The 23,878-nt window shown below is 59.2% G+C and carries 16 protein-coding genes; 7 read left to right on the forward strand and 9 right to left on the reverse strand.

Features of this window, described 5'->3' with window-relative positions:
• Positions 1-499 precede the first annotated feature (499 nt).
• The 4 genes from HS101_07350 to HS101_07365 all read left to right on the forward strand — a co-directional run bounded on the left by HS101_07350 (position 500) and on the right by HS101_07365 (position 8,001).
• Positions 500-3,487 carry a hypothetical protein gene (locus HS101_07350; protein ID MBE7506090.1) on the forward strand — a complete coding sequence of 996 codons (2,988 nt, stop codon included), beginning with the start codon at positions 500-502 and terminating at the stop codon, positions 3,485-3,487.
• A gap of 156 nt (positions 3,488-3,643) precedes the next feature.
• Positions 3,644-5,698: a hypothetical protein gene (locus HS101_07355; GenBank protein MBE7506091.1), complete on the forward strand. Its 2,055-nt coding sequence runs from the start codon at positions 3,644-3,646 to the stop codon at positions 5,696-5,698.
• 204 nt (positions 5,699-5,902) lie between these two features.
• On the forward strand, positions 5,903-6,262 hold the full coding sequence (locus HS101_07360; protein MBE7506092.1) for a helix-turn-helix transcriptional regulator: 360 nt from the start codon (positions 5,903-5,905) through the stop codon (positions 6,260-6,262).
• A complete protein-coding gene (locus tag HS101_07365; protein ID MBE7506093.1) occupies positions 6,259-8,001 on the forward strand; it encodes a hypothetical protein in 1,743 nt (580 codons plus the stop codon). The genes HS101_07360 and HS101_07365 overlap by 4 nt, the downstream gene beginning before the upstream one ends.
• Before the next feature lie 107 nt (positions 8,002-8,108).
• Here the strand turns inward: HS101_07365 and HS101_07370 are convergent, their stop codons facing one another.
• The 4 genes from HS101_07370 to thiL are packed head-to-tail and all read right to left on the reverse strand — an operon-like array spanning position 8,109 to position 11,269.
• Complete coding sequence (locus tag HS101_07370; GenBank protein ID MBE7506094.1) at positions 8,109-9,014, reverse strand: hypothetical protein; 906 nt, start codon at positions 9,012-9,014, stop codon at positions 8,109-8,111.
• Positions 9,015-9,045: 31 nt separating this feature from the next.
• Entirely contained in the window at positions 9,046-9,789 is a 744-nt protein-coding gene (gene rph, locus HS101_07375; protein MBE7506095.1) for a ribonuclease PH, read from the reverse strand.
• Positions 9,790-9,800: 11 nt separating this feature from the next.
• Entirely contained in the window at positions 9,801-10,274 is a 474-nt protein-coding gene (gene tsaE, locus HS101_07380; GenBank protein MBE7506096.1) for a tRNA (adenosine(37)-N6)-threonylcarbamoyltransferase complex ATPase subunit type 1 TsaE, read from the reverse strand.
• A complete protein-coding gene (gene thiL / locus HS101_07385; protein MBE7506097.1) occupies positions 10,271-11,269 on the reverse strand; it encodes a thiamine-phosphate kinase in 999 nt (332 codons plus the stop codon). Before thiL ends, tsaE begins: the two co-directional genes overlap by 4 nt.
• 152 nt (positions 11,270-11,421) lie before the next feature.
• Between thiL and ispD the strand changes: the two genes are divergently transcribed.
• Positions 11,422-12,174 carry a 2-C-methyl-D-erythritol 4-phosphate cytidylyltransferase gene (gene ispD, locus HS101_07390; GenBank protein ID MBE7506098.1) on the forward strand — a complete coding sequence of 251 codons (753 nt, stop codon included), beginning with the start codon at positions 11,422-11,424 and terminating at the stop codon, positions 12,172-12,174.
• 146 nt (positions 12,175-12,320) lie between these two features.
• A complete protein-coding gene (locus HS101_07395) occupies positions 12,321-13,295 on the forward strand; it encodes a hypothetical protein (GenBank protein ID MBE7506099.1) in 975 nt (324 codons plus the stop codon).
• 9 nt (positions 13,296-13,304) lie between these two features.
• Here the strand turns inward: HS101_07395 and HS101_07400 are convergent, their stop codons facing one another.
• The 4 genes from HS101_07400 to HS101_07415 all read right to left on the reverse strand — a co-directional run bounded on the left by HS101_07400 (position 13,305) and on the right by HS101_07415 (position 21,268).
• A complete protein-coding gene (locus tag HS101_07400; GenBank protein MBE7506100.1) occupies positions 13,305-13,901 on the reverse strand; it encodes an SIS domain-containing protein in 597 nt (198 codons plus the stop codon).
• A gap of 18 nt (positions 13,902-13,919) precedes the next feature.
• Complete coding sequence (locus tag HS101_07405) at positions 13,920-16,253, reverse strand: hypothetical protein (GenBank protein ID MBE7506101.1); 2,334 nt, start codon at positions 16,251-16,253, stop codon at positions 13,920-13,922.
• A gap of 144 nt (positions 16,254-16,397) precedes the next feature.
• A complete protein-coding gene (locus HS101_07410) occupies positions 16,398-18,950 on the reverse strand; it encodes a hypothetical protein (GenBank protein MBE7506102.1) in 2,553 nt (850 codons plus the stop codon).
• A complete protein-coding gene (locus HS101_07415) occupies positions 18,947-21,268 on the reverse strand; it encodes a hypothetical protein (protein ID MBE7506103.1) in 2,322 nt (773 codons plus the stop codon). The genes HS101_07410 and HS101_07415 overlap by 4 nt, the downstream gene beginning before the upstream one ends.
• Positions 21,269-21,389: 121 nt before the next feature.
• On the opposite strand from HS101_07415, the gene HS101_07420 reads away from it, so the two are divergent.
• On the forward strand, positions 21,390-22,592 hold the full coding sequence (locus HS101_07420) for a flippase-like domain-containing protein (GenBank protein ID MBE7506104.1): 1,203 nt from the start codon (positions 21,390-21,392) through the stop codon (positions 22,590-22,592).
• Here HS101_07420 and HS101_07425 read toward each other — a convergent pair.
• Entirely contained in the window at positions 22,589-23,878 is a 1,290-nt protein-coding gene (locus HS101_07425; GenBank protein MBE7506105.1) for a molybdopterin molybdotransferase MoeA, read from the reverse strand. The genes HS101_07420 and HS101_07425 overlap by 4 nt on opposite strands.

Below are 23,878 nucleotides of genomic sequence, written 5' to 3' on the forward strand. Positions count from 1 at the left end.
TGAGGGGACAGGGGCAGAGAGGAGAGAGGGGAGAGGAGAGCACATCGCTGCGGCGATGAGAGAGGAGAAAGGGGACAGGAGAGCAGGTGAGGGGACGGGGGAAAGGGGACAGGAGAGCAGGGGAGCAGGTGAGAGAAAACGGACCTCGGCGGGGACCTCAGTGGGGGTGCGGCGAGGATGCGGCGATGAAAACGGACGTTGGTGGGGGTTGGGCGTGTAAAAAGGGACGTCTGCGGGAGGAAGCTCGCCGGGTATGCGCTTGCAATAGGGGGCGGGGCGGCGTAAATTCTAGTAGGACTGCGCGATAAAGACCTGAGCCGGCACCCAGACGTGCCAGCCGCATGCACCCCACCAGTGCTCAGGTTCGGGTAAGACGAGGGAATGCCCGAAGAGAAGTATCCAGCCAGGCGAAGCGAGCCTCGATATAGAGTACAGAGCCGCCGGACTCCGCACGCCGATTGGGATGTGCGGGTGGGCATATGTGACGAGGAGAAGAGTCATGATTCGACGAGCACTGATGTGTGGCGTGCTGGTCCTGACGATGGTTGTTGGGATGGGGCAGGTTCGCGCTGATGAGCCGGTTGAGAGTGCGCGTGAGCGGCTGAGCCGGGCGATCGGGCTTTGCGAGGCGGGTGAGTACGAGGCGAGTCATGAGATTCTGATTGGGATTGATGAGGATGAGATTGAGGATGAGGGGGGGCAGTTGCAACTGCAGCGATACCTCTCCAAGACCGAGCAGGCCTTGGCCGGCATCGAAGAGGCGAAGAAAGATTTCGCCGCCGCCGAGGCAGCCGAGAAGGCGAACGACAAAAACCAAGCCGTCCAGCTCTACACTCGTGTAACGGAAAACAAGTACGCTTCGAAGGATGCCAAGGACACGGCATCGAAGAAGCTGGATGAATTCTCCAAAAAGTCTTCGAAGGACGCAGCACCGCCTCCGGCCGATGGCAAGATCGAGAAGATGACGGAGGCCGCCTCGTCCGCACCTCAGAATCAAACGGCGTCATGGGCCCCCGCGACAACGCCGCCCGCCAAAAAAGGCGGCTCTTCAATCGTCGAGGAACTGGCCATCGAGCACGAGCTGCTGTGGCAGCAGGCGGTACAGACTTATAAAGAGGCGGCCCGCAAGCTCCGGGTTTCAGTGCTCAAGGAAGATTTCGCCGAGGCCAAGCGCCAGCTTGATTTCGCCCGGGAAACCATCGAACTGAACCGACGTTACGCTTCGCCGGCTGCTCGCTACGAAGAATTGCGCGATCAGGCGGTCGAGCTGGAGCGATTTCTTCAGGATGAGCAGCGCAATTACGACGAACGCGTCATCCGCGAGAAGCAGCTTGAGATTCAGCAGCGCGAAGCGGACCGCGGGGAGCGGATTCGCAACACCAAGCTCAAGCAGGTTGATGCGCTCATGAGCCAGGCGGAGGAACTCGTCGGCGAACAGCGCCTGAATGAAGCGATTCAGGTTCTCGATCAAATTCTGGCCATCGACCCGCAAAACGAGCAGGCCGCATGGAAGCATGAAACCTTGAGCGACCTTGCTCAGGTCCGACGCATCAAAGCCACCTCTCGCACCAAGGATCGCGAAGTTCAGGACCTCGTTGCCGAGAACGTGGAATCGGCCATCCCCTGGCACAACGACATTAACTATCCGAAAAACTGGCCGGAAATCGTCGCCAAGCGGCCCTCCAACGAAGAGGCGAGCGAACCCGAACAGAATCGACAGGTTCGCAAGAAGCTTGGCACCGTGGCGCCGGAATTGAAATTCGACGCCCAGCCGTTTGAAGAAGTCATCGAACAGCTTCGCGCCCTGACCGGCCTCAACATTATTCCAAACTGGCCGGCCCTTGAGGCCGTCGCGATTGAGAAGGACAGCGAGGTCAGCCTGCGCGTCCAGAATGTCTCATTTGAAAAAGCCCTTCAGCTCATGCTCGACGCTCTTGGCGCCGGCGAGACGGAACTCGCCTATGAAATCGACGAAGGCGTGATCCGTGTCTCCACCAAGGAAGACCTCAGCCGGCGAACCCTGACTCGCGTCTATAACGTCCAGGACCTCATCATCACCGTCCCGACTTTCCGTGGACGAGCGATCAACCTGGACCAGATCGGCCAGAACTCCAGTCAGCAGGGTGGCCTCGGTGGAGGTCGATTCCTCCAGGGTGGCGGCCAGGGCGGTGGAGGCGGTGGTGGTGGTGGTGGCGGCGGCCAGGGTCTGTTCGGCGGCGGCGGAGGTGGCGGCCAGGGTGACGATGAAGAAGAAATCGATACCGATCCTCTTCAGCCGATCATTCAACTGATTCAGCAGACGATCGACCCGGAAAGCTGGCGAGAGGCGGGCGGAAACGTCGGCGCCGTCCAGCAGCTCAATCAGCAGATCATCGTCACCCAGACCTCGACCGCGCATCAGGAGCTGCGCGATCTCTTACGTCAGCTTCGCCAGTCGCGTGCGCTGCAGATCGCCGTCGAAGCCAGATACATCACGATTTCGCGCAACTGGTTGGAACAAATCGGCGTCGACCTCGACGTCATCCTAAATAACGGTAACGCCGGGTTCGACAGAACCACGATTCTCAATCCGGCAACCGGTAATCCGGTTCTCGTTCCAAGAGAATTCACCAGACTGGGATTCACGCCCGGTGCGCCTGGAGGCATCGGCATTACGCAACCAACGCAGCCGTTCGGCCATGTATTTGGTCAACCGGGTCTCGTTCCCGGGACGGGCAGCGTCGGCCCGGCGTCAGGAAGTCTTACGCCGATTCCGATCGTCAATAACACGCTCGATCTGGCCTCGCCGCAAAACACCAATATCGCCGGGTCGCTTGGCGGCTTGGCCAACACCTCGCCGGCGTTCCAGATTTTCGGCAGTTTTCTTGACAATATCCAGGTTGACTTCCTCCTTCGAGCAACGCAGATCGACCGTCGATCGAGCGACCTCGATGCTCCTCGACTCGTGCTCTTCAACGGGCAGCGGGCGACCTTTGAGTCGTTTATTGAGCAGGACTACATCGCCGCTTTGACGCCCGTCATCGGTGATAACGCCGGAGCCTTCCTGCCGCAGGTAGCCACGGCTCTCACCGGCCGGTCGCTCGACGTGCAAGCGACAGTCTCCGCTGATCGGCGCTACGTCACCATGACGGTGCGAACCTTCACCCGCGTCACCGGCGACTTCCGCACCGTGTTCTTCGGCGGTTCGCAGACGGTCGGATCGGGCTTCATCGAACTCGCGACGCAGACAACTCAGCAGATCCGCACGACGGTCAGTGTTCCTGACGGCGGCACTTTGCTCATCGGTGGCCTTAAACTCTCGGCTGAGCGCGACGTCGACGCCGGTGTTCCCGTGCTTTCGAGAATCCCGATTCTCAAGCGAGCCTTCTCGAATACGTCAAACGTTAAGGACGATCAAGTACTTCTCATCCTCATCAAGCCGACCATCATCATTCAGGAAGAGGCTGAGGCCGAAGCGTTTCCGACGCTTTCGTCCTCCGCGCCCTGATCGTCTGCGACAGCGGATTGTTCGACATTCAAGTATGATTGACCTTCAAGGGCCGATCGCTCCATGGGCAGGGCGTTCGGCCCTTGTTATTTGCCGATATATGCGCAATCGTGAGCGTGTGCTCATGTAACAATCGCCCCATCAAAGACCGGTTTCGTGCAGAGTTTGACCGACACCGCCGCAAATCCTGACCTCCACTCAAGCACCCGGCGCGACGCAACGGGCCTGGCGGCATTGATCGCTTCGGCGCTGTTCGTGTGCGCGATTTCATGGTTTCAGCTCGGCAGCATCGACCTGGGCTATCACCTCGCCTACGGGCGGCACTTCCTGGACACCGGCAAGATCGTCGAAGTGGACCCTTTCATTTATCCCGAGGTGGCCAGGCCGTTCGTGAACGCAAACTGGGGCTCACAGGTACTCATCGCCCTTACCGAACGCACGGCCGGTGCCGCCGGGCTCATCGCGCTTCGGTCATTGTTGCTTTTGATTGTATTTGGATGCATTGCCCAGGTTGTGCGCCTCAGAACGAACGGACCGCACTGGATCGCATGGGCCTGGATGCTCGCCGCCATCGCTGGCTACGAACGGTTCACATTGCGACCGGAGTTATTCAGCTACGCTCTGATGATGGTGCAGCTTGTGATTTTATCGAGAGGACTTCGCGGCCGTCAGGACTGGATCAAGCTCGGACTGCTGCAGGTGCTTTGGGTCAATCTGCATAGTTACTTTCTCGTCGGTGTCATTCTCTCGGGCGCCTATCTTTGCGGCTCGATGTTTCGCGTTCTGTGGAATAAGAGCGACAAAGATCATCAAGATGCTCGCAGTGCCCTTAAATATCTGGCGGTGGCGATGAGCATTCAGATGGCCGCGTGTTTTATCAACCCCTGGCTGCACCGCGGCGCGCTCTTTCCGATTCAGACACTGAGCTATCTCAAGAACGAAAGCGTCATGGCGGGCGGCGAGGGCTGGACCGGCGAGAGCGCATGGTCCGCCATTTCCGAATTCAAGTCGCCGTTTGCTTTCCTCGATCAGCCGATCAACATCCGAACCATTCAGGCGTACTTAGGCCTTCTCGCGGTCGCGGGCCTGGCCGTAGCCGCACTATTGGCCCAGCGGCAGACCGGCCCGGCGCTGGCGGTGCTTCTGCTCTTTGCCATGTCCACGCAGATGCGGCGAAACATCTGCCAATTCGCACTTGTCGCCTCGCCGCTGGCGATGCTCGCATTCAGCCGCTTCAAGCCCTGGTCGACTGAGGCGATGATCGCGGCCCGTCGCGTTCGCTTCGTCGCGATTCTCATCACAATCGGCGCGGCGGCATGGTGGACATTTGGCATTGTTGAGGGGCGGTTCTATTACCGGGAGCGCCGTATCAATCGCGTATTTGGCGCCGGCTACAACAAGCGCGTGTTCGCCATCGGCGCGGCACAATGGGTTGCCGATCACGCCGATCAGCTCAAGCCCAACCTCTATGTCAATTACTTCGCTTCGAGCAACACGCTGCCGTGGCTGCCGCCGAAGTTTAAGGTCTTCGTCGATACCAATACCTTTGCCTATCGCGAATCATCGCTCGCCGACGCCTACAAACTCGGGATGGGCCAGCTCGATCATGCCGCATTCTTCAGCGATCACGACGTTAACATCGTTCTGTTGCACTGCGGATCGGACACGCAATTGCTCGTGCGGCGACTTGTCGACGACTACACCAACTGGGCCCTCGTTCACTTTGACCGGCACGCGGTCATCTTCGTCCGCCGCATCCTGGATCACGTTCCCATTATTCGGGCGTCTCCCGTCGCAATGAATGACCTCGACCCAGCGCAGTGGATCGCCGACACCACCGGCAGTCCCTCGCAGCGCGCACTCGATCTGGGGATTGCCGCCGGTGTGCCGCTGTCACTCGGATGGCACTCCAAAGCCCTTGCCCTCGCCGAGGAAGCCGCCCGACTTGCCCCGGACTATCACGAGGCCTGGCAGTTTCAAGGCGTCTGCCACGGAAACTTGGGCAACGAGGCAGCCAGAGCGGGACGACTTGAAGACGCCGAGCGCGCATACAACCGTGCCCTGGAGTGCTTTGGAGAAGCCCTGATGCTCACCCGCGAGGGGACAGCAAACTACGACCAGGCCATGGCCTACTCGCGACTCACTATCGAGAAGCTGAAGGAACTCGCCGGGATGAGAAACCCCCAGGACCCTCCGCAAATGCCCTCCTAAGCCCACTCCCTGCCAGTTGCACACTCTCATTACAATCAGTATTGACAACAACTTACGGCAAAAGCGGGTGGCCCTGCCGAGACCACTTTCAGGCCCCAATGCGGTAACCGCAAACGGCTTTCGTATTTCAAACCAGAGTCGATAGTTGACTTTACATGATATGCGACGCATACTATGTGATACATAGTATCGGAGCCATGAATCATGCAAATAGAACGAGAACTCCTCAAAGGCGTCCTTCCCATGGCGGTTATGCGCCTGCTCAAGCGGCGGAGCATGTACGGCTACGAGTTGGTGACCGAAGTCACGCAGCGCAGCGACGGGGTGCTAACCCTGGGACAAAGCACTCTGTACCCCCTGCTCTACAACCTCGAGGCCCAGGGCCTGGTCGAGAGCGAGTGGCAGGCCTCGCAAGGCGCGCGCGACCGTAAGTACTACAAACTCACCGACAAGGGCCTTCAGCGGCTCGAGCGCGACCTGTCCCAGTGGGAAGCGCTCGTCCGCGGCATGGGCCAACTGGTAGTCGGGACGTCCGAGGGAAGAGTGTCCGTGGTCCTGCCATGAGCGATACGGCCCCATTCATGCAAAGTGACGCCTTTGAGTCACTGCCTGATGCGCTTTGTGAAGTCATCCGCAGCGTCGTCCGGAAGACGCGCCTGTGGCCATCTGAGAAGCGCGACGTGCAGGCGGAACTCGAGTCTCACTTTCGCGAGGGACTGATCGAGCTCATCGGGCAGGGCATGAGTGTGGATGAATCCGTCGAGGTCTTGCGCGACGGCTTTGGTGATCCTGAACTGACGGCGAAACTCATTCGCCGCGGAAAGAAAAGAGGTAGATCGATGTTCTGGAAAATAATCGTGGGTACGGCGCTCACCGGGCTCGGCGGCGTCGGCACGGGAGCGGCCTATGTGGGTTATCTCTGGCTGGCCGAGCCGAATCCCACAGTCAATTACGTTGCGAAAATCAACGAACCGATCATTCAGATTCCCGAAAGCGATCGAAGCTGGCCCGTCCTGCGCGATGCGATCCTTCAAATGACATCTTCACCGGGAATCGAAAAGATTCGCGGCACCATGCCGCTGCCGGGCGAGGCAACGTGGCCGGAAGCAATGACATGGGTGTCACAAAATCAGAACTTGCTACCCGTGTTTATACGTGCAGCTCAGATGCCGGCATATGGATTCGTCTATGACAATGCTTCCACGGCGGAGTTTCTGGCCGCGCGAGCCGCGGCGCGGGGCGAACCGGCTTCACAAGCCGTTATAAAAGACGACCCCCTTGCACCGCCGACGCTCTCCCTGCTTCTTCCTCATCTGTCGGATTATCGCGATGCAGGTCGGCTCCTTCTTCTGGCCGCGAGAAATGAGCTTTATCACGGTGACTTCGTTGAATGCTGGACGGCGCTGGATTCGGTGCATCGACTCGGGGCACAGTTGCTCACCGGACAGACCCTCATCGAGCAGCTTGTCGGGCGGGCGATGATGGGCATGGCAGCTCAGGAGATGCGCCGTGTGCTTTACGACCTGCGAGACACCATCACGCCGGAGCAACTGGCAACGGTCGGCGAAAGCTGGTTCATGACCATGCCGCTTGACTCGATGAAGCCCAACTACGAAGGTGAAAAGCTCTTCTTCAGCGATGTTGTGCAGTACATCTTTACCGATGACGGAAATGGGAATGGACGCCTGATCCCCAGCCAGTTCGAGAAGATTGAATGGCTCGGCCGCGACCCTTCAACTTCAAAGGAAGACAGCTTCCATCGCGAGGGGCGGTACCTTCACATTGCTGCCGTCCACGCAGATCGTGCCACAACGATCGAAAAGTACACCGAGCTATGGAATAAAATGCACGAACGGATTCAACTTCCGCTGCACGACCCGCGCCGAGAGGATGCCGGCAGAGTTCTTGACGCGGCCCTTGAGAATGAGCCGCTGGGCCGATTCGCCGTCATCAGCACGCTCCTGCCGAATTTCTCCAACGCCGACGCATCCCTGCGCGAAAGTGTCATTGAGACGAAGGCCCTCCGAACCATTGTCGCCCTGCTGAGATTTCGTCTCGACCATGCGGCATTTCCCGCGAAGCTCGGCGATTTGGTCCCGACCTATATCGCAGAGGTCCCGATGGACGCCTACAGCGGATCGGAACTTCGGTACGATTCCGCCGCCCCCTATGGCCCTCGCCTGTACAGCGTCGGACGCAACATGAAGGATGACAACGGCGTGTCGAAAACACCCCTCGGACAATCCGACGCGGACCGTACGACGCTCGACCTGGTCTTTTGGCCGGAAGATCACCTGAAATAATCCGTCGATGACCCCTCCCGGCCAAGTAAACGCGCCCGTGACATCGACTCTCGATGTCACGGGCGTCTTTATGTCTGAACAGAATTTCCCGGGGGATGCTTTGAAGATTATCGCGACTCAGGAGACCGCAATGCTGCGTCTTCGCCCTGTCGCGGAATCTTCACCAGAAATGACCAGTTCGGCATCTTGACCTGCTTGCCGTTCTCGTCCGTTGCGATTCGCTGAACGATATGGCCGTTCTCCAGGTTGTACTTGAGTTCCTCTTTACCGCGAAGTGCTTTAACGGCCGGACTGTAACCGGTGCGACCATCTCCCGTATCAACCAGGGCGTCCTCGCCGAACGTGCCGACGCATATCGAAGTCTCAGCCTTGTCAGGATCGTGATAGTAATAGGCTTCGTGGCCGCGATCGCGAAGATCCTTAACCCACTCAACCGCCGCGGCTTTGTAGTCATGCAATGAAGGCGTCGGATATGTAACGCCGACATGCAAAGTGTAGAACCCTCGTGCGTTTCTCAGGTCCCACTCCGTCGGGCCGACGTCGGGGCGCGGCTGTGGGATAGGCCGAGCCGAGAAGAACGGGTATTGGTCCCCGATCGCAAGCTTGCGAATGAAATCCAAGTCCGTTTTTACTTCGCTGGAGATGTCAACAATGACATCGCCCTGGGCGTAGCGTTCGCCGTCAACTTTTGCCTCAACATACTTTAATTCATAGCTTCCGTAGAAAACGCGGCTGCGATCCTTGTCGTGCTGAACAGTGACCAAGTCCGGCCGAAGACCCGATACGCGCTTCAGGGAACTTGCCAGGGCATCAGCGGTTTCAGCGTGGCGCTCTCCTCGGTACTCATTGCACTCAATGGTCCATGTCTCCACGTCGCCGGCCCTATGCCCACCGCCGATTCCGACTAGCGATCCCTTCTGCCAGAAGTCATCCCACTTCTGCTTTTCCTGCTCACCGCAGCCGATAATCGACAACGAAAAGGCGATGACAATCGACCATTTGTACTTCAACATCCCAGATCTCTTCCGCATCATTCGTCTTAAGCTATTTGCCACGGGCCCCCAGTGAATGAGACTGTATCGACTTCAATTGACGGATTCCCTTCTCCGCCAGGGCCAGCATTTTGTTCATCTGAAGTCGGCCAAACGGCTTTCCTTCCGCGGTGCCCTGTACCTCGATGAATCGGCCGCTTCCCGTCTGCACGACGTTGAAATCCACCTCCGCATCCCTGTCTTCAACGTAATTCAAGTCGAGCAGGATTCGGCCCTCGACGATGCCGACGCTGACGGCCGCAACCGAATCAACGATTGGATTAACCGCCAACACCTTGTCCTTTCTCAAACGCCGCACGGCATCGACCAATGCAAGATATGCCCCCGTAATGCTTGCCGTTCGCGTGCCCCCGTCCGCCTGAATCACGTCGCAGTCAATCCAGATCGTCCGCGGCCCCAGCTTCGCCATGTCCACAATCGCCCGCATCGATCGCCCGATGAGTCGCTGAATTTCCTGTGTTCGACCGTCTACCTTTGTTCGATTGCGCGGACGACGGCTGTCTGTGCTGGCGGGAAGCATGTCGTACTCCGCTGTCACCCAACCCAGCCCGGCCGCCTCTCGCCACTTCGGCACGGATTCCTCAATCGACGCGGTACACAGCACATGAGTATCACCGGCCTTGATCAACACCGACCCAGCCGCGCTCTTGGTAAAGCCTCGGTGGACCGTAACTTTACGCAGCACATCGGGCATGCGACCGTCGGCCCGGGATTTCTTCGATATCGACTTGGACATGGCTGCGTACGTTACCCGGCCGCGCCGAGCTTTGCCAGCCGCGCTTCTGCTTCCGTGCCGGTCGTGATCACTGAAAGTCGACGGTCCGTCTCTCCTTCAATCTCAATCGCGATCCAAATCGTGTGCGAAGGCATCGCTGCTGCAACTCGATCGGCCCACTCGACGATCACCACGCCCCCGTCCGTCATCTCCTCAAAGCCCAACGCATCAAACTCCGTCGGGCTGCCAAGGCGATAGGCATCGATGTGACTAACTGGATGGCGGCCCGCGTACTCATTGATCAACACAAACGTCGGGCTGCTCACCAGGCGCGCGTCCGACACACCCAGTCCCAGCGCCAAGCCCTTGGTCAATTGTGTCTTTCCTGCCCCAAGCCCGCCCGCCAAGGCAACGACATCGCCGGGCGCCAGCATTTCGCCGATCGCTCGACCGATCTCAATGGTCTCATCCGGGCTGCCGGAAACGATTTCTAACGTCGTAGTCATGATTGATCCGTAAAATGCTGCCAACCACGCGGCTCGATCGGCGTCCTCGATCCATCGGCGTTCAAGAAACTGACGCCGCAACCGGACTCCGCCGACCCGATCATTCGAAATCCGGCATTCGCGCCGGCCTCTGCATGATCTGCGGATTCCGACCATGCGGACCAGGCTGCCGGGTCAACCGCGCATAGCAGCTCAAAATCTTCGCCGTCGTTTAGAACATGGTCGAGCACCGTCCGCCCATCTTTGTTCGCCAACTCAATAGCGGCCTCCGACGCCAGACTCTCAACAACCTGCGGCAGACATACAATGCCGCACCGCGAGGCATCCGCCAGTCGATGGGCATCCATGGAGAAACCGTCCGAAAGGTCCATCATGGCGTGGAGCGCCGGACCCAGCTTCTCCGCGAGAAGTCTTGCCTCCCGAACTCGCGGCTCAAAATCAAGATGGTGCCCCATGATGCTCCCGCCGAGCTTTCCGCTCACGACCAACAAATCCCCGGGCAACATGCCGGATCGTCGCACCGGCTCAATACGCGAAGCCGTTGCAGAGCCTTGAGCCCCCCATGGCTCCGCGATCACAGTCACGTCGATCACCAGCGGCTTGTCCCAACTATTCGTGTCCCCGCCGATCAGCGTCACCTCGAACTGCCGCGCGAGCCGATCGATCCCTTCGTGAAGCTCCCTGGCCTGCGTCATCGTCCAGGCATTAGGAAGGGCCACGCTCACCATCGCCCATCTCGGTCGAACCGCCATGGCCGCGCAATCTGACAAGCTTACGGCCAACGCCTTTCGCCCGATTCGATCCGGCGAATGGACCGAGGCGTCGAAATCCACGCCGTCCATGAGCATGTCACTGGTGACGAGAATCCCCCCCGGTCCCCCGCGAACCATCGCCATGTCGTCGCCGATCCCAATGGGCACTTCCGTCCCGCCGGCGGAACATTTTGACCGAATCCAGGCGATCAGTTCATCTTCAGACTTCTTGGGAGGCTTCACGCCGGAAATTGTAATCTCCCCGCCAGTCCCTTGCCTGCAAACTCGATCGATCGTAGATAGAATGAACAGGATAGCCGGGGCGTGCGAAGCGGATAAACAGGGGAACCTGATCGGTCGGCTCGCCGGTATGCAACCGGCCCACGGAGGCAGCCATGGACAAGATGAGTGTCATCGTCGTCGCGGCAGGCAGCGGAGAACGCTTCGGAGGCGGCGAGAATAAGATTTTCGCCAAGATCGGCGATCAACCCGTCTTCCTCATGGCGCTTCAACTCTTCGTCAATCGCGAGGATGTGTGCCAGACCATCCTCGTCGTTTCTCCCTCCGACATCGACCAGATGAAGTCCAAGTTCGGCCCCAATATCGGCTTCATGGGCGTCAAGCTCGTTGAGGGTGGCAAGGAACGATATGAATCGGTCGCCAAGGGTCTTGCCGTTGTCTCGGATGAGGCCAAGTTGGTCTGCGTTCACGATGCCGTTCGGGTTTGCGTCGCGGCAGACTGGATCGATCAGATTTATCATGCCGCCCTTAAGCACGGCGCGGCCATCCCCGCCTGCCCAGTTACTTCGACGCTCAAACGCGTAAGTCCAGAGGGAGTCATTACTGAAACCGTCGCCCGCGATGGCCTCTTTATGGCCCAGACCCCGCAGGTTTTCCGTCGCGACATCCTTCAGGAGTCGTACGATGCGTTGGCAGCAGGAAAGCTGCAACTGCCCGATGCCGTGCCGCTTACGGACGATGCCCAGTTGGTGGCCGCCGCGGGCCACCCGGTCTATGTCCTCGACGGCGACCCACGAAACATCAAAATCACAACCAAGGGCGACCTGACGCTGGCGGCTCAGCTATCGAAATCCCTGCCCCAAAAGCCCGCCACCCGGCGCGGTATTTTTGAGGAGGCGCAGTGGTAAGAAGCAGCGGCGCCGACGCTTGATCATCTCCTGCCGAACTTGACCAATACACCGGAAATCGTTGAAATACGGGCCGGTTTCAGGACGAAACGCCCTCTGGACGGACCGCGCGGCCGAGCCGCGACATGAGCCCAAGGATAGCTCCCATGAAAACTACGAAGATCTCACACACTGGCTTCGTCTGCTCACTCGTGGCCCTGGTCGGCATGCTCGCCGGCTGTGAAGGCTGGAACCGAAAGCACGATTACTCTGTGGCGGATGTCAAACCGCCCGCCGAGGACGCCGAACCAACGCGCGGCGTAACTGGCCAAACAGCGAACTTCGCCGACATGGTCGAGGACATGATGGCCACTCGCCAGGAGTTCCTCGCCCAGGTCAAGTCGCTTCAGTCGGCCTATCTCGCCGCCGGCGACAGCGTCAAGGCAAACTGGTGCCGACGCCTTTCGTGGCAGCTCGATGAAGTGCTCAACTATCCGTTTCTCTCTGCAGCGCCGGCCGAGCACCGCGTGGACGTCTCTCCCGTGGAATCAATTCAGGAAGCAGACCGCCTCTATGACGAGGCACTGGGGATCTACAAGCAAGTCGCCCTCGTTCCGCTCGCAGGCGCTTTAGAGGCCAACAAAGAAAAAGCTCGAAACGCCCTGGTCATGTTCAAGCGCATCCTGAAGGAATACCCTCGCTCTGACAAAGTCGACGACGCCGCCTTCTATTGCGGGGAGATTTACAAAGAGTACCTCCGCGAGGAAGACCCGGACGATGAACTGTCTGTTCGGTACTACCAGTGGGCCGCCGCCCTCGACGCCGATACGCCGCATCCCGCGAGGTTTCAGTGTGCCGTCGTCTACGACTTTCGCCGCCATGATCGGGCAAAGGCGATCGAAATGTATCACCAGGTCATGGAGTTGAACGAGGCAAACAACCAGTCGAATGCTCGCTTCTCCGCCACGCGCATCGAACAGCTTACCGACGAAGAATACAGCCACCTCAAGCCCGAGGACCGCCCCAAGCCCAAAGCCGTCGCCGGTGAACCACGCTCGGGTGACAACCCGGATGACACGTCAGGCGGCGTTAAGCGCACGAGCAATCGGGAAAGCCCGCTAGAGCCGACCCCGACTCCCTGACCGCTTTTCCTAGAATACAGATTCCCACTTGGTCGCATTGACCTGCAAGGCAGGATGCGACACAAGCAGGTGCCACACCACGGCTTGAAGCGCCTCGGTGTGCGGCGTCACGCGCTGCTCGCTCACCGTCGGCACGATCACGCACGAGTCCGCGACCTTCGCCGTATATCCCCCGTCGCGGCCGACCACGCCGAAGACTCTCGCTCCAACCTGTTTGGCATACTCAAGCGCTCGAACGAGATTGACGCTGATCTGCTTTTCCTGGTGCCCTCCACCGACCGAAAACACAAACAACCCGTCCCGGTCGCACAGCCGGCTCCCCTTAAGCCACGCAGCGAATGATTCATCCCAGCCTTCGTCGTTGATCCTTGCGGTAAGCTCCGACACGTTGTCCGTCGGGGCATAGCTCTCAAAACCCGCCAGCTTGCGAAAGTCATTGACCGCGTGGCTCGCGTGACCCGCCCCGCCGCCTACACCGAGGAAAAAGAGTCGCCCGCGAAGCTCGCGCAGCGAGGCCAGCTTCTGCGCCATGACCTCAATCTGCGCCGCGTCCAGTTGCTTGATGATGTTCCCGGCCTCTTCGAGATAGGTTGCCGCGAAGGACATAATAAAGATTTCCTTGTGCTATCGTTCCCTGGCGGGCTCGCCGCCATTCTCCATGACCGTAAACAGTACAGGCGCCGATTCGCCGTGCGCATTGCGCAGGCGAATTGTATGCGCTCCGACCTTCGCCAGAAACCTCGCCGGCACATTCGCCGACATCCAGCGATCGTCGCCCAGAAACGCGGGAATCGACACCCCGTCGAAGAGAACCTCGGTACCCGAAATCGCCCGCTCACATTCGATCGAGATCGCCGACGATCCATCCGGCTGGACATTGAAAGACACCCCTGAAGGAGTCGATGCGGGGCTAACACTTTTCAAGATAGGCGGGTCAACCGGAGCAATATCCGGCCTCGCCTTCTCTGCAAACGTCCGCCGCTGGGCGGGGCCGATCACCCGGTACCCGGGAAGGATAATCTCCTCGATGGTCGCCTGCTGCATTTCCATGAACGGTACGCGCTGCCGGTGAATCGTGACCGTCAGTGACGACAGCGTCACCGGCAACCATCTCGCATCGATAACGGCAAACCGATCGAGACGATCGCCCGTCCAAAGGCATCGCGATTTCCCGGCTGCGTCGACGCCGTCAATTCTCATTTCGACAATTCGTGAGTTCGATTTGTCCGTCGGCGGCAGGACAACCTGCATCCACGAGAGGTCCGCTGGTTGAACCAACTCGAATCGCAGCCAGTGGTCGCCCGGCGATATTGCCGACTTCCACGCAGTCGCGCCGTCGGGCGACGCATCGTGATCGAAAACATTGGCCGGTTCTACGGCGTCGTTATCGACGCTATCTGCCGTAACCGATTGCACGGGAAGCGGGACTCCGTCCATCGCCTTGAGGACCGAGCCCAACTCCAAGACGCGAACGTCCGCCATCAGCGGGCTGCCGCGAAAATCGTTGTAGGCAAACGCCTTCAGCTCGGCCCACATCGTGTCCGTCGTATAAAGCGAGGGCAAACAGAAGACCGGATCGATCTGCTGTACATAGGCCTGAAAACTCGGATGGTCCCGATCAAAACTCCACGGGTAGTAGGAGATGATCCACGTCTCAGGCGGCAACTGCCGCAGCTCGTCCATCGACAAAATCGCGGGAGAACTCGGAAACCAGGCAATCGGCAGCCACGCGACTGGACGTTCGCCCTTGTTGCTCTCCACCCAGTCGAGCGTCTTGCCAAGGCTCAGATGTGCCGCGAAGACCTGTCGCGCCTGCGCAAACGGGATCCAACCGACCACGATCACACCGGCTGCGACAATCGCAAGGCGGATGTTGGTTCGACGCACGACGGTTCGGGCGATCCCCACGATGGCCATCGCGGCAAAGAGAAACAAAAAGGGCTGCAGGACCGAACTCTGTCGGAAGAACGCCATACTCTTCGTGAGCGTGGTCACATACAGCAGGCACAGCGGAAGGCCCCCGACAAAGGCAAACCGTGTCGCCGGGCGATCCGCCATCGCCGCCTGCGCATAGCCCAGGCTGACGAACCAACCGGCAACACAGGCAAGTATGAGCGGAATGCCGAATTGACTGACAAAAGACTCTCCCCACTGGCCGAGACTGCCCAGCGTGCCCCAGTGAGCCGCGTGTAGTTTGCGTAGTTCAATGAGCGTCGCGAAGGGCCCTTTTTCCCATGGAATCCCGACTGCGTAGTGGCTCATCAGTTCGAGCACGATTTGCAACCACACGGACCCGACGACGAACACAACGACCTTGCCCCAGAACGCGCCAAGCCGCCACTCGCGCCACAACCTGAATACCCAGTACAAGAAGCAGACCGGCCCCACAAGATAAAAGGCGGTGTAGTGAACATTCTGCGCCAGCCAAAGAAACGAACCAGCCAAGAATAGACGCGTTGCACCGGAAAATCGCCTTGAGCCGTGGTTCATCTCATCGCGCATCAACAACCAGAACGCGACCATCGCAAAGGGCAGGCCGAGGATTCTCGACTCCGGCTGAGGCGTCCACAGAACAAAGGTTGGAGACGTAGCCAATAGGAGAAGCGAAATCAGTGCCGCCGTCCGATGGCGAATCAGCGCCGCCGCGAACCACGCCCAGGCCAGCAGGATCAGCCCATGCAGTATCGTCGTCCAAAGTAAAAAAAATCGAAACGCGCCGGTCTGCTCACCAAAGGTCGGCAGCGGATAAGAGCGAAGGCTAATCCCCAGCTTGAGCGGCAGATAGGAGACAAGGTAGAAGTACGGTTGCAGCGCGTTATAGTAACTGAACGCCCCCTTCCAATCCCGAACCGTATCCATGCCCTTGATGAACAAAACACGATCATCCATCACCCAGCCGTACACATATCGGAAGTTTATGAGCCAGACCGATAGGTAGGCGAAACACACGGCAGCCACGGCGAACCAGTATTGACGGGCCGACACATTGTCTGACGATGAGATTGACGTGATGCTCGCTTGCCTTTCGGTCGGCCAGGATCGAGCCGATGGCGGGTCCATTGACTGATGCTGGGACTGCGCTGTTGGCATTCGTCGGATTCTCTACGGCCGGACGACGAATTCAAGCGATTCGGACCGTCCACAAGGATTCTCAAGCCAGATTGAATAGGAACCGGGGCCAAGAACTTGATTCGGCGGCAGATTTGCGGTGACCCAATGGTCGTTTCCAAAGGCCGTCTTCAGAGAATGGCCGGCAAACAACACACGCGTTCCGCGGACGACATCGGCACAGTCAATTGACAGGGCATACGTTCCATCCGGTTGTACGTTGAACGTCTGGCCAGCCTTCATTTCACTCGGGTGAATCGCCATGAGGCGAGGAACCATGGCCCGCAACGAAAGCAAGCCGGACTCTCGGAAGTCGTCTTTCAACCGTACCACAACCTCGCCAGGCCCCTCAAATCTTCGGCAATCCCCGACTCCTTCGAGTTGGTCGGGGTATTCAGTCCGGCGCGTCGAGACGTCTTCGCCGTTTAGCTGCATTACAACATGTGCCCCGTGGCCTGAGACAGTGGCAAGTACGCCGGCGTGACCCCAGCACACGTCGATCAGATTGAGCGGCGCGAATGCGCGCCGGGGCCGCGGCCTGACCAGTTGGTACCCGGGAAAGACGATCTCCTCGATTTCAGCAATGGGAGTGGACGTCCACTCATCGACGGTCTGACTGCGAATGACGAATCTCATTTGTTGGACCGGCCGTTTCTTCCACGATGCCTCGACGATCGACAGGTAGCCCAGTTTGTCGCCTTGCCAGACAGATTCCTGACGTCCCGTGCCGTCGTCAACGAAAATCTCAAGCGCATCAATCTTCGAAGTGATCGCATTGGCATCCATCGATGGGCAAATGATCTGCACCCGATCAAGACGCGGGAGTGACGTGAATCGGATTTCAAGGTAGTGACTTCCCGGCGAGGACGCGGATTTCCATGATGTATGTCCGTCGGGCGAGCCTCCATCGTCGAATACGTTTACAGCCTCATGTTCAATCGATGCTTCTGAGTCCGCCTCAAGCGAGGCGATTTCGAGTGGCTGCCGGTCGACGACAACGTAATCGGAAATGCCCAATACGCACGCTTTGTTCATAAGCGAGTCGTTGCGCCAGTCGTTATTCGGCCAATACGGAGAGACCTCGGCATACACCGCATCCGTGCTCCAGAGCGTCGGGAACGACGCCTCCGGAATTAGTTCCCTCAATCGCGCGGCGCTCGCCGGTCGGCCCCAGACAAAGCCCGCAGGAAAGTAGGTGACCAGAACTGAATCCGGGGGCGTATCTCGAAAGTCGGGTGGATTGAAGAGGCCGTAAGTGCCGCCGTACCATGCGACCGAGAGCCACTTCACCTGTTGAGTCGCACGATGCGCATGAGCGAACTGCAATGCTCTGCCCAGGCCCAGGTGTCCTTTATAAACTGAGGCCGCTTGTCGGGCTTCATGGCCGCCCACGGCGAGGAAAAGCGCGACCGCCAATGCCGATTGGAACAATCGTTTCCTGGATGCACGGTTCACGATTGCCATAATCGCCGTTGATGCGGACAGGTATAGAAACGGCTGCAAGACGGTTGTCATTCGGAAGAACGGCATCTTTCCCGAAACGAGCAGCAGAACGACCGCCAGCGGGATTGCCAAAGCGACGGTCCGCTGTGCCGGGCTGATTGACCCGCGGATGATCTGCACGGTTTGGATAGTCCAACCCGCAAGGATGAGAATAAGGAGCAGCGGCCCCATTTGGCTCAAGGCGGACCGCAGCCAGAGTTCGAGATTGTGTTGCAATGAAAACCTGGATGTGTGCTGCGATCCGGAACGAACGGCGAACATCGCAGGTCCCTTGTCCCAGGGAAGTCCCGCCGCGAAATGACTAACGAGTTCGACACCGACAATGGGAATCACAAAGGCGAGGACGAACAAAGCGAATTCACCAATCACCGCGCGGCGACGATGTGTCTCAGTCAACGCGCCCAGCCAATGACAAATCGCAAGAGGCCCCAATAGATATGCGGAGGTGTAATGAATTGACAGGGCGATGGAGCAAAGAAGACCGGCGCAGAACTGACGCCGCCCATTTCCGCGGGTACCTGGAGCGCTCGACATCATCAGCCATATCCCCGGAAGCCCCGCCAGCAGACCGAAATACCGCGAGTCGGGCTGAGGCGTCCAAAGGAACAGCGAAGGAGACGCAATCAGCAGGGCAAGGGAACCCAAGGCCACGGTGCGATTGCGACAGATCTTGCAGGCGAAGGATGTCCAGAGCAGCAGAAGAAGTGCGTGGAGGAAAACGGAATAGAGCAGCAGGAAGCGAAAGTGGCCGGTCCGGTCTCCGAATAACGGAATGGCGAATGAATCAAGCTCTATTGGCAAGGCGGCCGGCAGCAGCGAAATCAGATAGAAGTAGAAGTGAAGTGCATTGCGGTCATCCGCCCTAAAGGGGGCAAGCAAGTCCGCGGCAGTCTTGCACGCCTTCTCATAGACCAGGCGATCATCCATCATCCAGCCGTAAACGTATCGAAAGTTGATGAGCCAGATGAACAGGTAAGCCGCGATCAGCGAGACCGCCAGAACCCAATAGGCGCGCCGCGAAATGTCATTACTAGTTTCGCTCACGGCTCGCTTGCGCCACTGATCGAGAAACTCAACTCGTTGGACTCAGACCGGCCATATCGTAATAACACGCGATACTCGCCCGAACGCGCCAACATCACTGGCGGCACAACCGCGGTCAACATCGATTCCCCGCCATACGAAGTCGCTAGCGGTTTGCCGTCGAAGACAATCACCGTTCCCGCCAGGGCATTTTCACACTCAATACCGATTGCCGATCCACCGTCAGACTGCAGATTGAATCCGACGCCCTCCTGTGTTTGCGCCGGATGCAGCCGAATCAGCCGTAGTGGCTTGTCCCTCGGCTGAACTCGCTCCGCGGCTCGCCGCTCTCTCTCCTCTGCTGTCCCCACGACCCACTCAAGCCTTCCGGACTCACCCGTCCAGCTCGAAAGGTAAGCGGAGTGTACGCCCGGCGAACTGACCAGCTCCATGGGCACAAGCGCCGTAAGATAGGTCTCGCTCGCTCGCGCCGTCACCAGCCGTCGATCGCCCAACACAAGCACCGTATCCGGCGCGGCATGCTCGGCCCGAATGGCAATGGCCGACTCACCACCCGCCTGCACGTTACAGCCCACGCCGACCAAAACAAAATCCGGCTCCAGGGCCACAAGCCTCGGCGGCGGCGCCTTGTCGGCGGGATCATATCCGGCCATGCCGTTGTCGATATCGATCACGACATTTCGGTCATCCACTTCGCCTTCCAGCGTCGCCGCGGACTCGTACCCGACGAATCGCACAACGAGCCCCGGCTGGCGCAACAACTCCGGCACCATCGGCCCGATGCCGCCCGCCGCCAGCGCCCACCGCCAATGCTCGGGATTGGCGGTCAGAAACGTCATCGACTCCAGCGGATGATCCCGAAACACCTTAATGACCGGCCGCTCAATCTGCCGCGTTCCTCGCGCAGCAAACTGCCAATGATAATTTGAATTCTGATTGCTCAAATTCCCGTTGAGCATGATCAAGACCAGCGCAGGCGCCCAAAGGAATCGCACCAGCCAACCCGCGCGATCGAGGCTGATCGCCAGAAGCACTGCCGCGCCCGCCAGCGGTTCATACATGTAATACATCTGCAGGTTTCTAGTCAGGAGCGTCGGGCCGAAGTACGCCGCGATCCACATGCCCCCGATCAGCAGCCGCCATTTCGCCCGACGACCCGAGACCAGCGTAGCCCCCAAGAGCAGAAGAAAAGCCGCGTATTGCCCACACTCAAGATGCCTGATGGTCCTCGCCTGGTTAGGTCCCTGGTGTGCGAACCATGCGCTCAGGCCTCGTGCACCACTCATCGCGAAGTCCGTCCGAAATGTGTCAACTGACAGATTAGCAATCGCGGAAAGGAAAACGGTCGTCTTATGCAGCGTCTGATCCACGAGCAGCTTGGGCGAATAGACGGCGCTTGAAGACGGCATCGTCGTCACGATGATTAACCGCATCATCAGGTATCCACCGATCAAGAGAACAAGTGGAATCAGTCGTATCACCCACCGCCGACCCTGGTTGCGCCATTGTCCCGACGGAACTACATGACAGAATACGATGGCGCCGACGACAGAGATGATGACCAGTCCATAATCCTTGGTGAAGATTGCCAGCCCTGTGAATAAGAGTGCGGCAAGATAATCCCTTCGAGCCTGCGATTCGCCGTATCTCAACCAGCACAAGAATCCCATGAGTATCAGCATCAGGCTGACGATGGAGTCATTGCAGTTGATGTAGCCGATGTTTGTCATGTGAATCTTAGACAAGGCAAAGAGCGCCACACCTGCCGATCTGGCGTAGCGCGACGAGGTCAGTCGACACAACACCCGATGAAGCAGAAGCACGACAACCACCGAGCCAATGAAATTACGCCCGTGATGGACCCATGGATCCAGCGGAAGTATGAACATCCAAAAGAGATTGACGGCACAAAATACGGGGCGGAAAAAGATATTATCCGTTGCACTCCACACGCCGCCCCAGAAGCTGTCGCCCGCCGCCCGATACTGACCGAAGTAAATGAAGTCCTCGCCCAGAAAATAGCTGTCAAACGCGGGCCGCGTCATCCACAACATGATCGCCCCGCAGACGAGCGTGACGACGGCCGATTCAATCCAGCTTCCCGGTATTTTGCCGGAAACCGGTCCCGCGCCTGAGTCGCGCGCTGGCTCGGCCGACGAGGCGCCGCGCGATTCGGACGCCGTCGCTTTCCACGACCGACTCGACGGATCGGCTTTCGAATTCAGAACAAGAATCCTCGTTTGGCGACTCTCAGTCGGCGATTTTTTCTTGTGCCCTGACGATGGGCTGATCTTCCGGGGGTGCACGGTAGAGGTCAAGCGGATTGCGTCTCCGCCGGGGCATCGCTACGCTCCGAATTGCGCCGATCTCATTCGTGCCGACCCATGCAGGCGATGGGCGCAACGGGTCATCGAGGGCGCCAGTGTTTCAAGAGGTCTCATGAATCCAACGGCCAAAAAATGGACACTCCGCCTCATCAAGCTCTCCGTTTGTGCGGGCGCGCTATGGTACCTCTCCGGCAAGGTAACGTTTCGCGACTACGCAAGGCTCGCGGAATCCCCGAAGCTCAAACAACGCATCATTTCCGAGACCGGCGACTCGCTCGTCATTCTCAACGCCGCCACCGATCAGCCTCGGACAATCTCCGCCCATGCACTCGCCGTTCAGGATTCGCTGAAGCCCGGCCAGCGTCCGATTGAGCGAGGCCTTTTCTACATCATCCGCTCCGCAAACTGGTCGTGGACCGGCTGGGCCATCGCCACCATGGCCCCGATCCCGTGCATCCTCGCATGGCGACTCCGGTACCTCCTCGCCATGCAGCAGATTGTCCTCAATTTTCGCGACGCCGTTCTGCTCACCTATGCGGGCAACTTCTTCAATTTCGCCATGCCCGGCACGACCGGCGGCGATGTCTACAAGGCCTATCACGTGGCCAAGCGAACCACCAGGCGCGTCGAGGCCGTCACCATCATCATTCTCGATCGTGCCATCGGCATGATCAGCTTTCTGATTCTCTCCGTGGGCGCGCTGCTTATTGCCCGAAAAGAGGAATTGCTCGGCGAGTACGGAATATGGGTCACTTACCTGATGCTCGCGTTCTTCCTCGGATGCCTGCTGTTCTTCTCGCGCCGCGTCCGCGATTTGTTGCGATTCGAGAAATTGCTTGCCAGGCTGCCCTTCGGCGACAAGATTCGCCGCATCGACGAGACCGCCTACCAGTTCCGTCATCACCCCGTTCGGGCAATGAACGCTCTCGTCGCCACGTTTGCTAGTCACTTCCTCGGCGTAACCGTGATTTATTTTCTCGCCCGCGGGTTTGGTATTCACCCGAAGGCCGACGAGTCGATTCGCGATTTCTACCTCGCGTGCCTGCTCTCCACCGTGGTCGGTCAGTTGTTCTCCGCCGTACCCATCAGCGTGCAGGGCTTCGGCCTGATGGAGGCCGTTTTCTATCGCGTACTCGTCGTCGGAGGATGGGCGACGGCCTCGCAGATGCTCGCCCTCACGCTGTCGTTCCGAATCGTACAGATTTTCTGGGCCTTGCCCGGCCTCGTCGTTCCCTGGCTCGGCTTCGAAGCGCCGCCAACCGAGGGACCCACTCCAGGCACGACCGGTCCAAACCTTCCCTTGCCAGAGGCCTAATCGAAGCCCCCCGTCGTCGGAATCACTTCCACTCCAGAGCCCGCCGGTGCCGCCGTGTCGGGATTCAGCAAGCAAAGAAGTGCATTCGCTTCCGCCAGCCCGAATGGATCGCTCGAGCCCGACCACTTCGTCGGCGCTGCGAGCAAACCCCTTGCCTCGTCGCTCCACACCTTCGCGGGAACGTAGGCCGGCCGCGAATCGCGATGCGCCTTGATCTCCTCCGCCAGCGTCACGCGCACCGTCCTCGGAGGCAGTGGCTCAAAACCTTGCAGGCCGCGAATCGCCATCCGCACGAACAACCACGCGCACACGAATGCGCTCACCGGATTGCCCGGCAGGCCGAACACCTGCTGGCCGTCCGGCCCGACGCCGTACGCCATCGGCTTGCCCGGCCGCATGGACACCCCGTGAAACCGCCACTTTACACCGAGAGACTCGAACGCCTGCGGCACCAAATCATGCGTGCCCATCGACATCCCGCCCACAGTCAGCACGATCGGGCACTCCATCGCATTTCGAAGCGTGGCAATGAGCGCCTCCAACTCGTCCGGCGCGGAACTCGGCGGCCGCGGAGATGCCCCAAACTCCCGCATCATGGCCGAAAGCATCGGCCCGTTACTGTCGTAGATTTGTCCGAATCGACGCGTTTCCCCGGCCCTCACCAGTTCATCGCCCGTCGACACGAGCGCAACTTGAACCTGATTTGCGACTTCGAGCGTCGCCGCGCCGGCCGTCGCGGCCGCGGCGATTTGCGCCGCCCCAATTCGCAGGGGCGGCGTCAGGACTACGTCACCCCTGCGACGATCGCTGCCCTGACGCGAGGCATTCTTCCCCTGCGCAACTGCAACACGCAGAACCACACTATCTGCGTCGACTTCGCAATCTTCAATGCGAACGACGGCATCCGCCCCCGACGGAATCGCAGCGCCAGTGTTAATCTGCATGGCCTCGCCGCAACCGATCGTCGTGTTCGTCGTCCGCCCAGCGACTATAAGACCGCAAATCTTCAGCCTCGACCCGGCAGCGGCGCAGTCCGCCGACCGCACCGCAAATCCGTCCATCATTGACTTGTCAAAAGCGGGGTAGTCGTCGTCGGTGATGACCGGACAAGCCAGAACACGACCGATACACTCCCCGATCGGAACCGTCTCGATCCCCACCTTCGGCGTGCCGTGGAATCCGCCCATGGCGCTCTCAAGAACCCCATTGCGAACGACCTCCCAGGCCTCGCCCATCGCCAGCAGCCGATGGGGGCGCTTACCCCACGATGGCGAAGTTGTTGACAC

It is taken from the genome of Planctomycetia bacterium, from assembly GCA_015075745.1.
GTDB lineage: Bacteria > Planctomycetota > Phycisphaerae > UBA1845 > UTPLA1 > UTPLA1.

Coding starts and splice junctions, on each gene's coding strand:
- HS101_07350 (MBE7506090.1), top strand. CDS start 500: ATGATTCGACGAGCACTGATGTGTGGCGTGCTGGTCCTGACGATGGTT.
- HS101_07360 (MBE7506092.1), top strand. CDS start 5,903: ATGCAAATAGAACGAGAACTCCTCAAAGGCGTCCTTCCCATGGCGGTT.
- HS101_07365 (MBE7506093.1), top strand. CDS start 6,259: ATGAGCGATACGGCCCCATTCATGCAAAGTGACGCCTTTGAGTCACTG.
- HS101_07370 (MBE7506094.1), bottom strand. CDS start 9,014: ATGTTGAAGTACAAATGGTCGATTGTCATCGCCTTTTCGTTGTCGATT.
- rph (MBE7506095.1), bottom strand. CDS start 9,789: ATGTCCAAGTCGATATCGAAGAAATCCCGGGCCGACGGTCGCATGCCC.
- tsaE (MBE7506096.1), bottom strand. CDS start 10,274: ATGACTACGACGTTAGAAATCGTTTCCGGCAGCCCGGATGAGACCATT.
- ispD (MBE7506098.1), top strand. CDS start 11,422: ATGGACAAGATGAGTGTCATCGTCGTCGCGGCAGGCAGCGGAGAACGC.
- HS101_07395 (MBE7506099.1), top strand. CDS start 12,321: ATGAAAACTACGAAGATCTCACACACTGGCTTCGTCTGCTCACTCGTG.
- HS101_07400 (MBE7506100.1), bottom strand. CDS start 13,901: ATGTCCTTCGCGGCAACCTATCTCGAAGAGGCCGGGAACATCATCAAG.
- HS101_07420 (MBE7506104.1), top strand. CDS start 21,390: ATGAATCCAACGGCCAAAAAATGGACACTCCGCCTCATCAAGCTCTCC.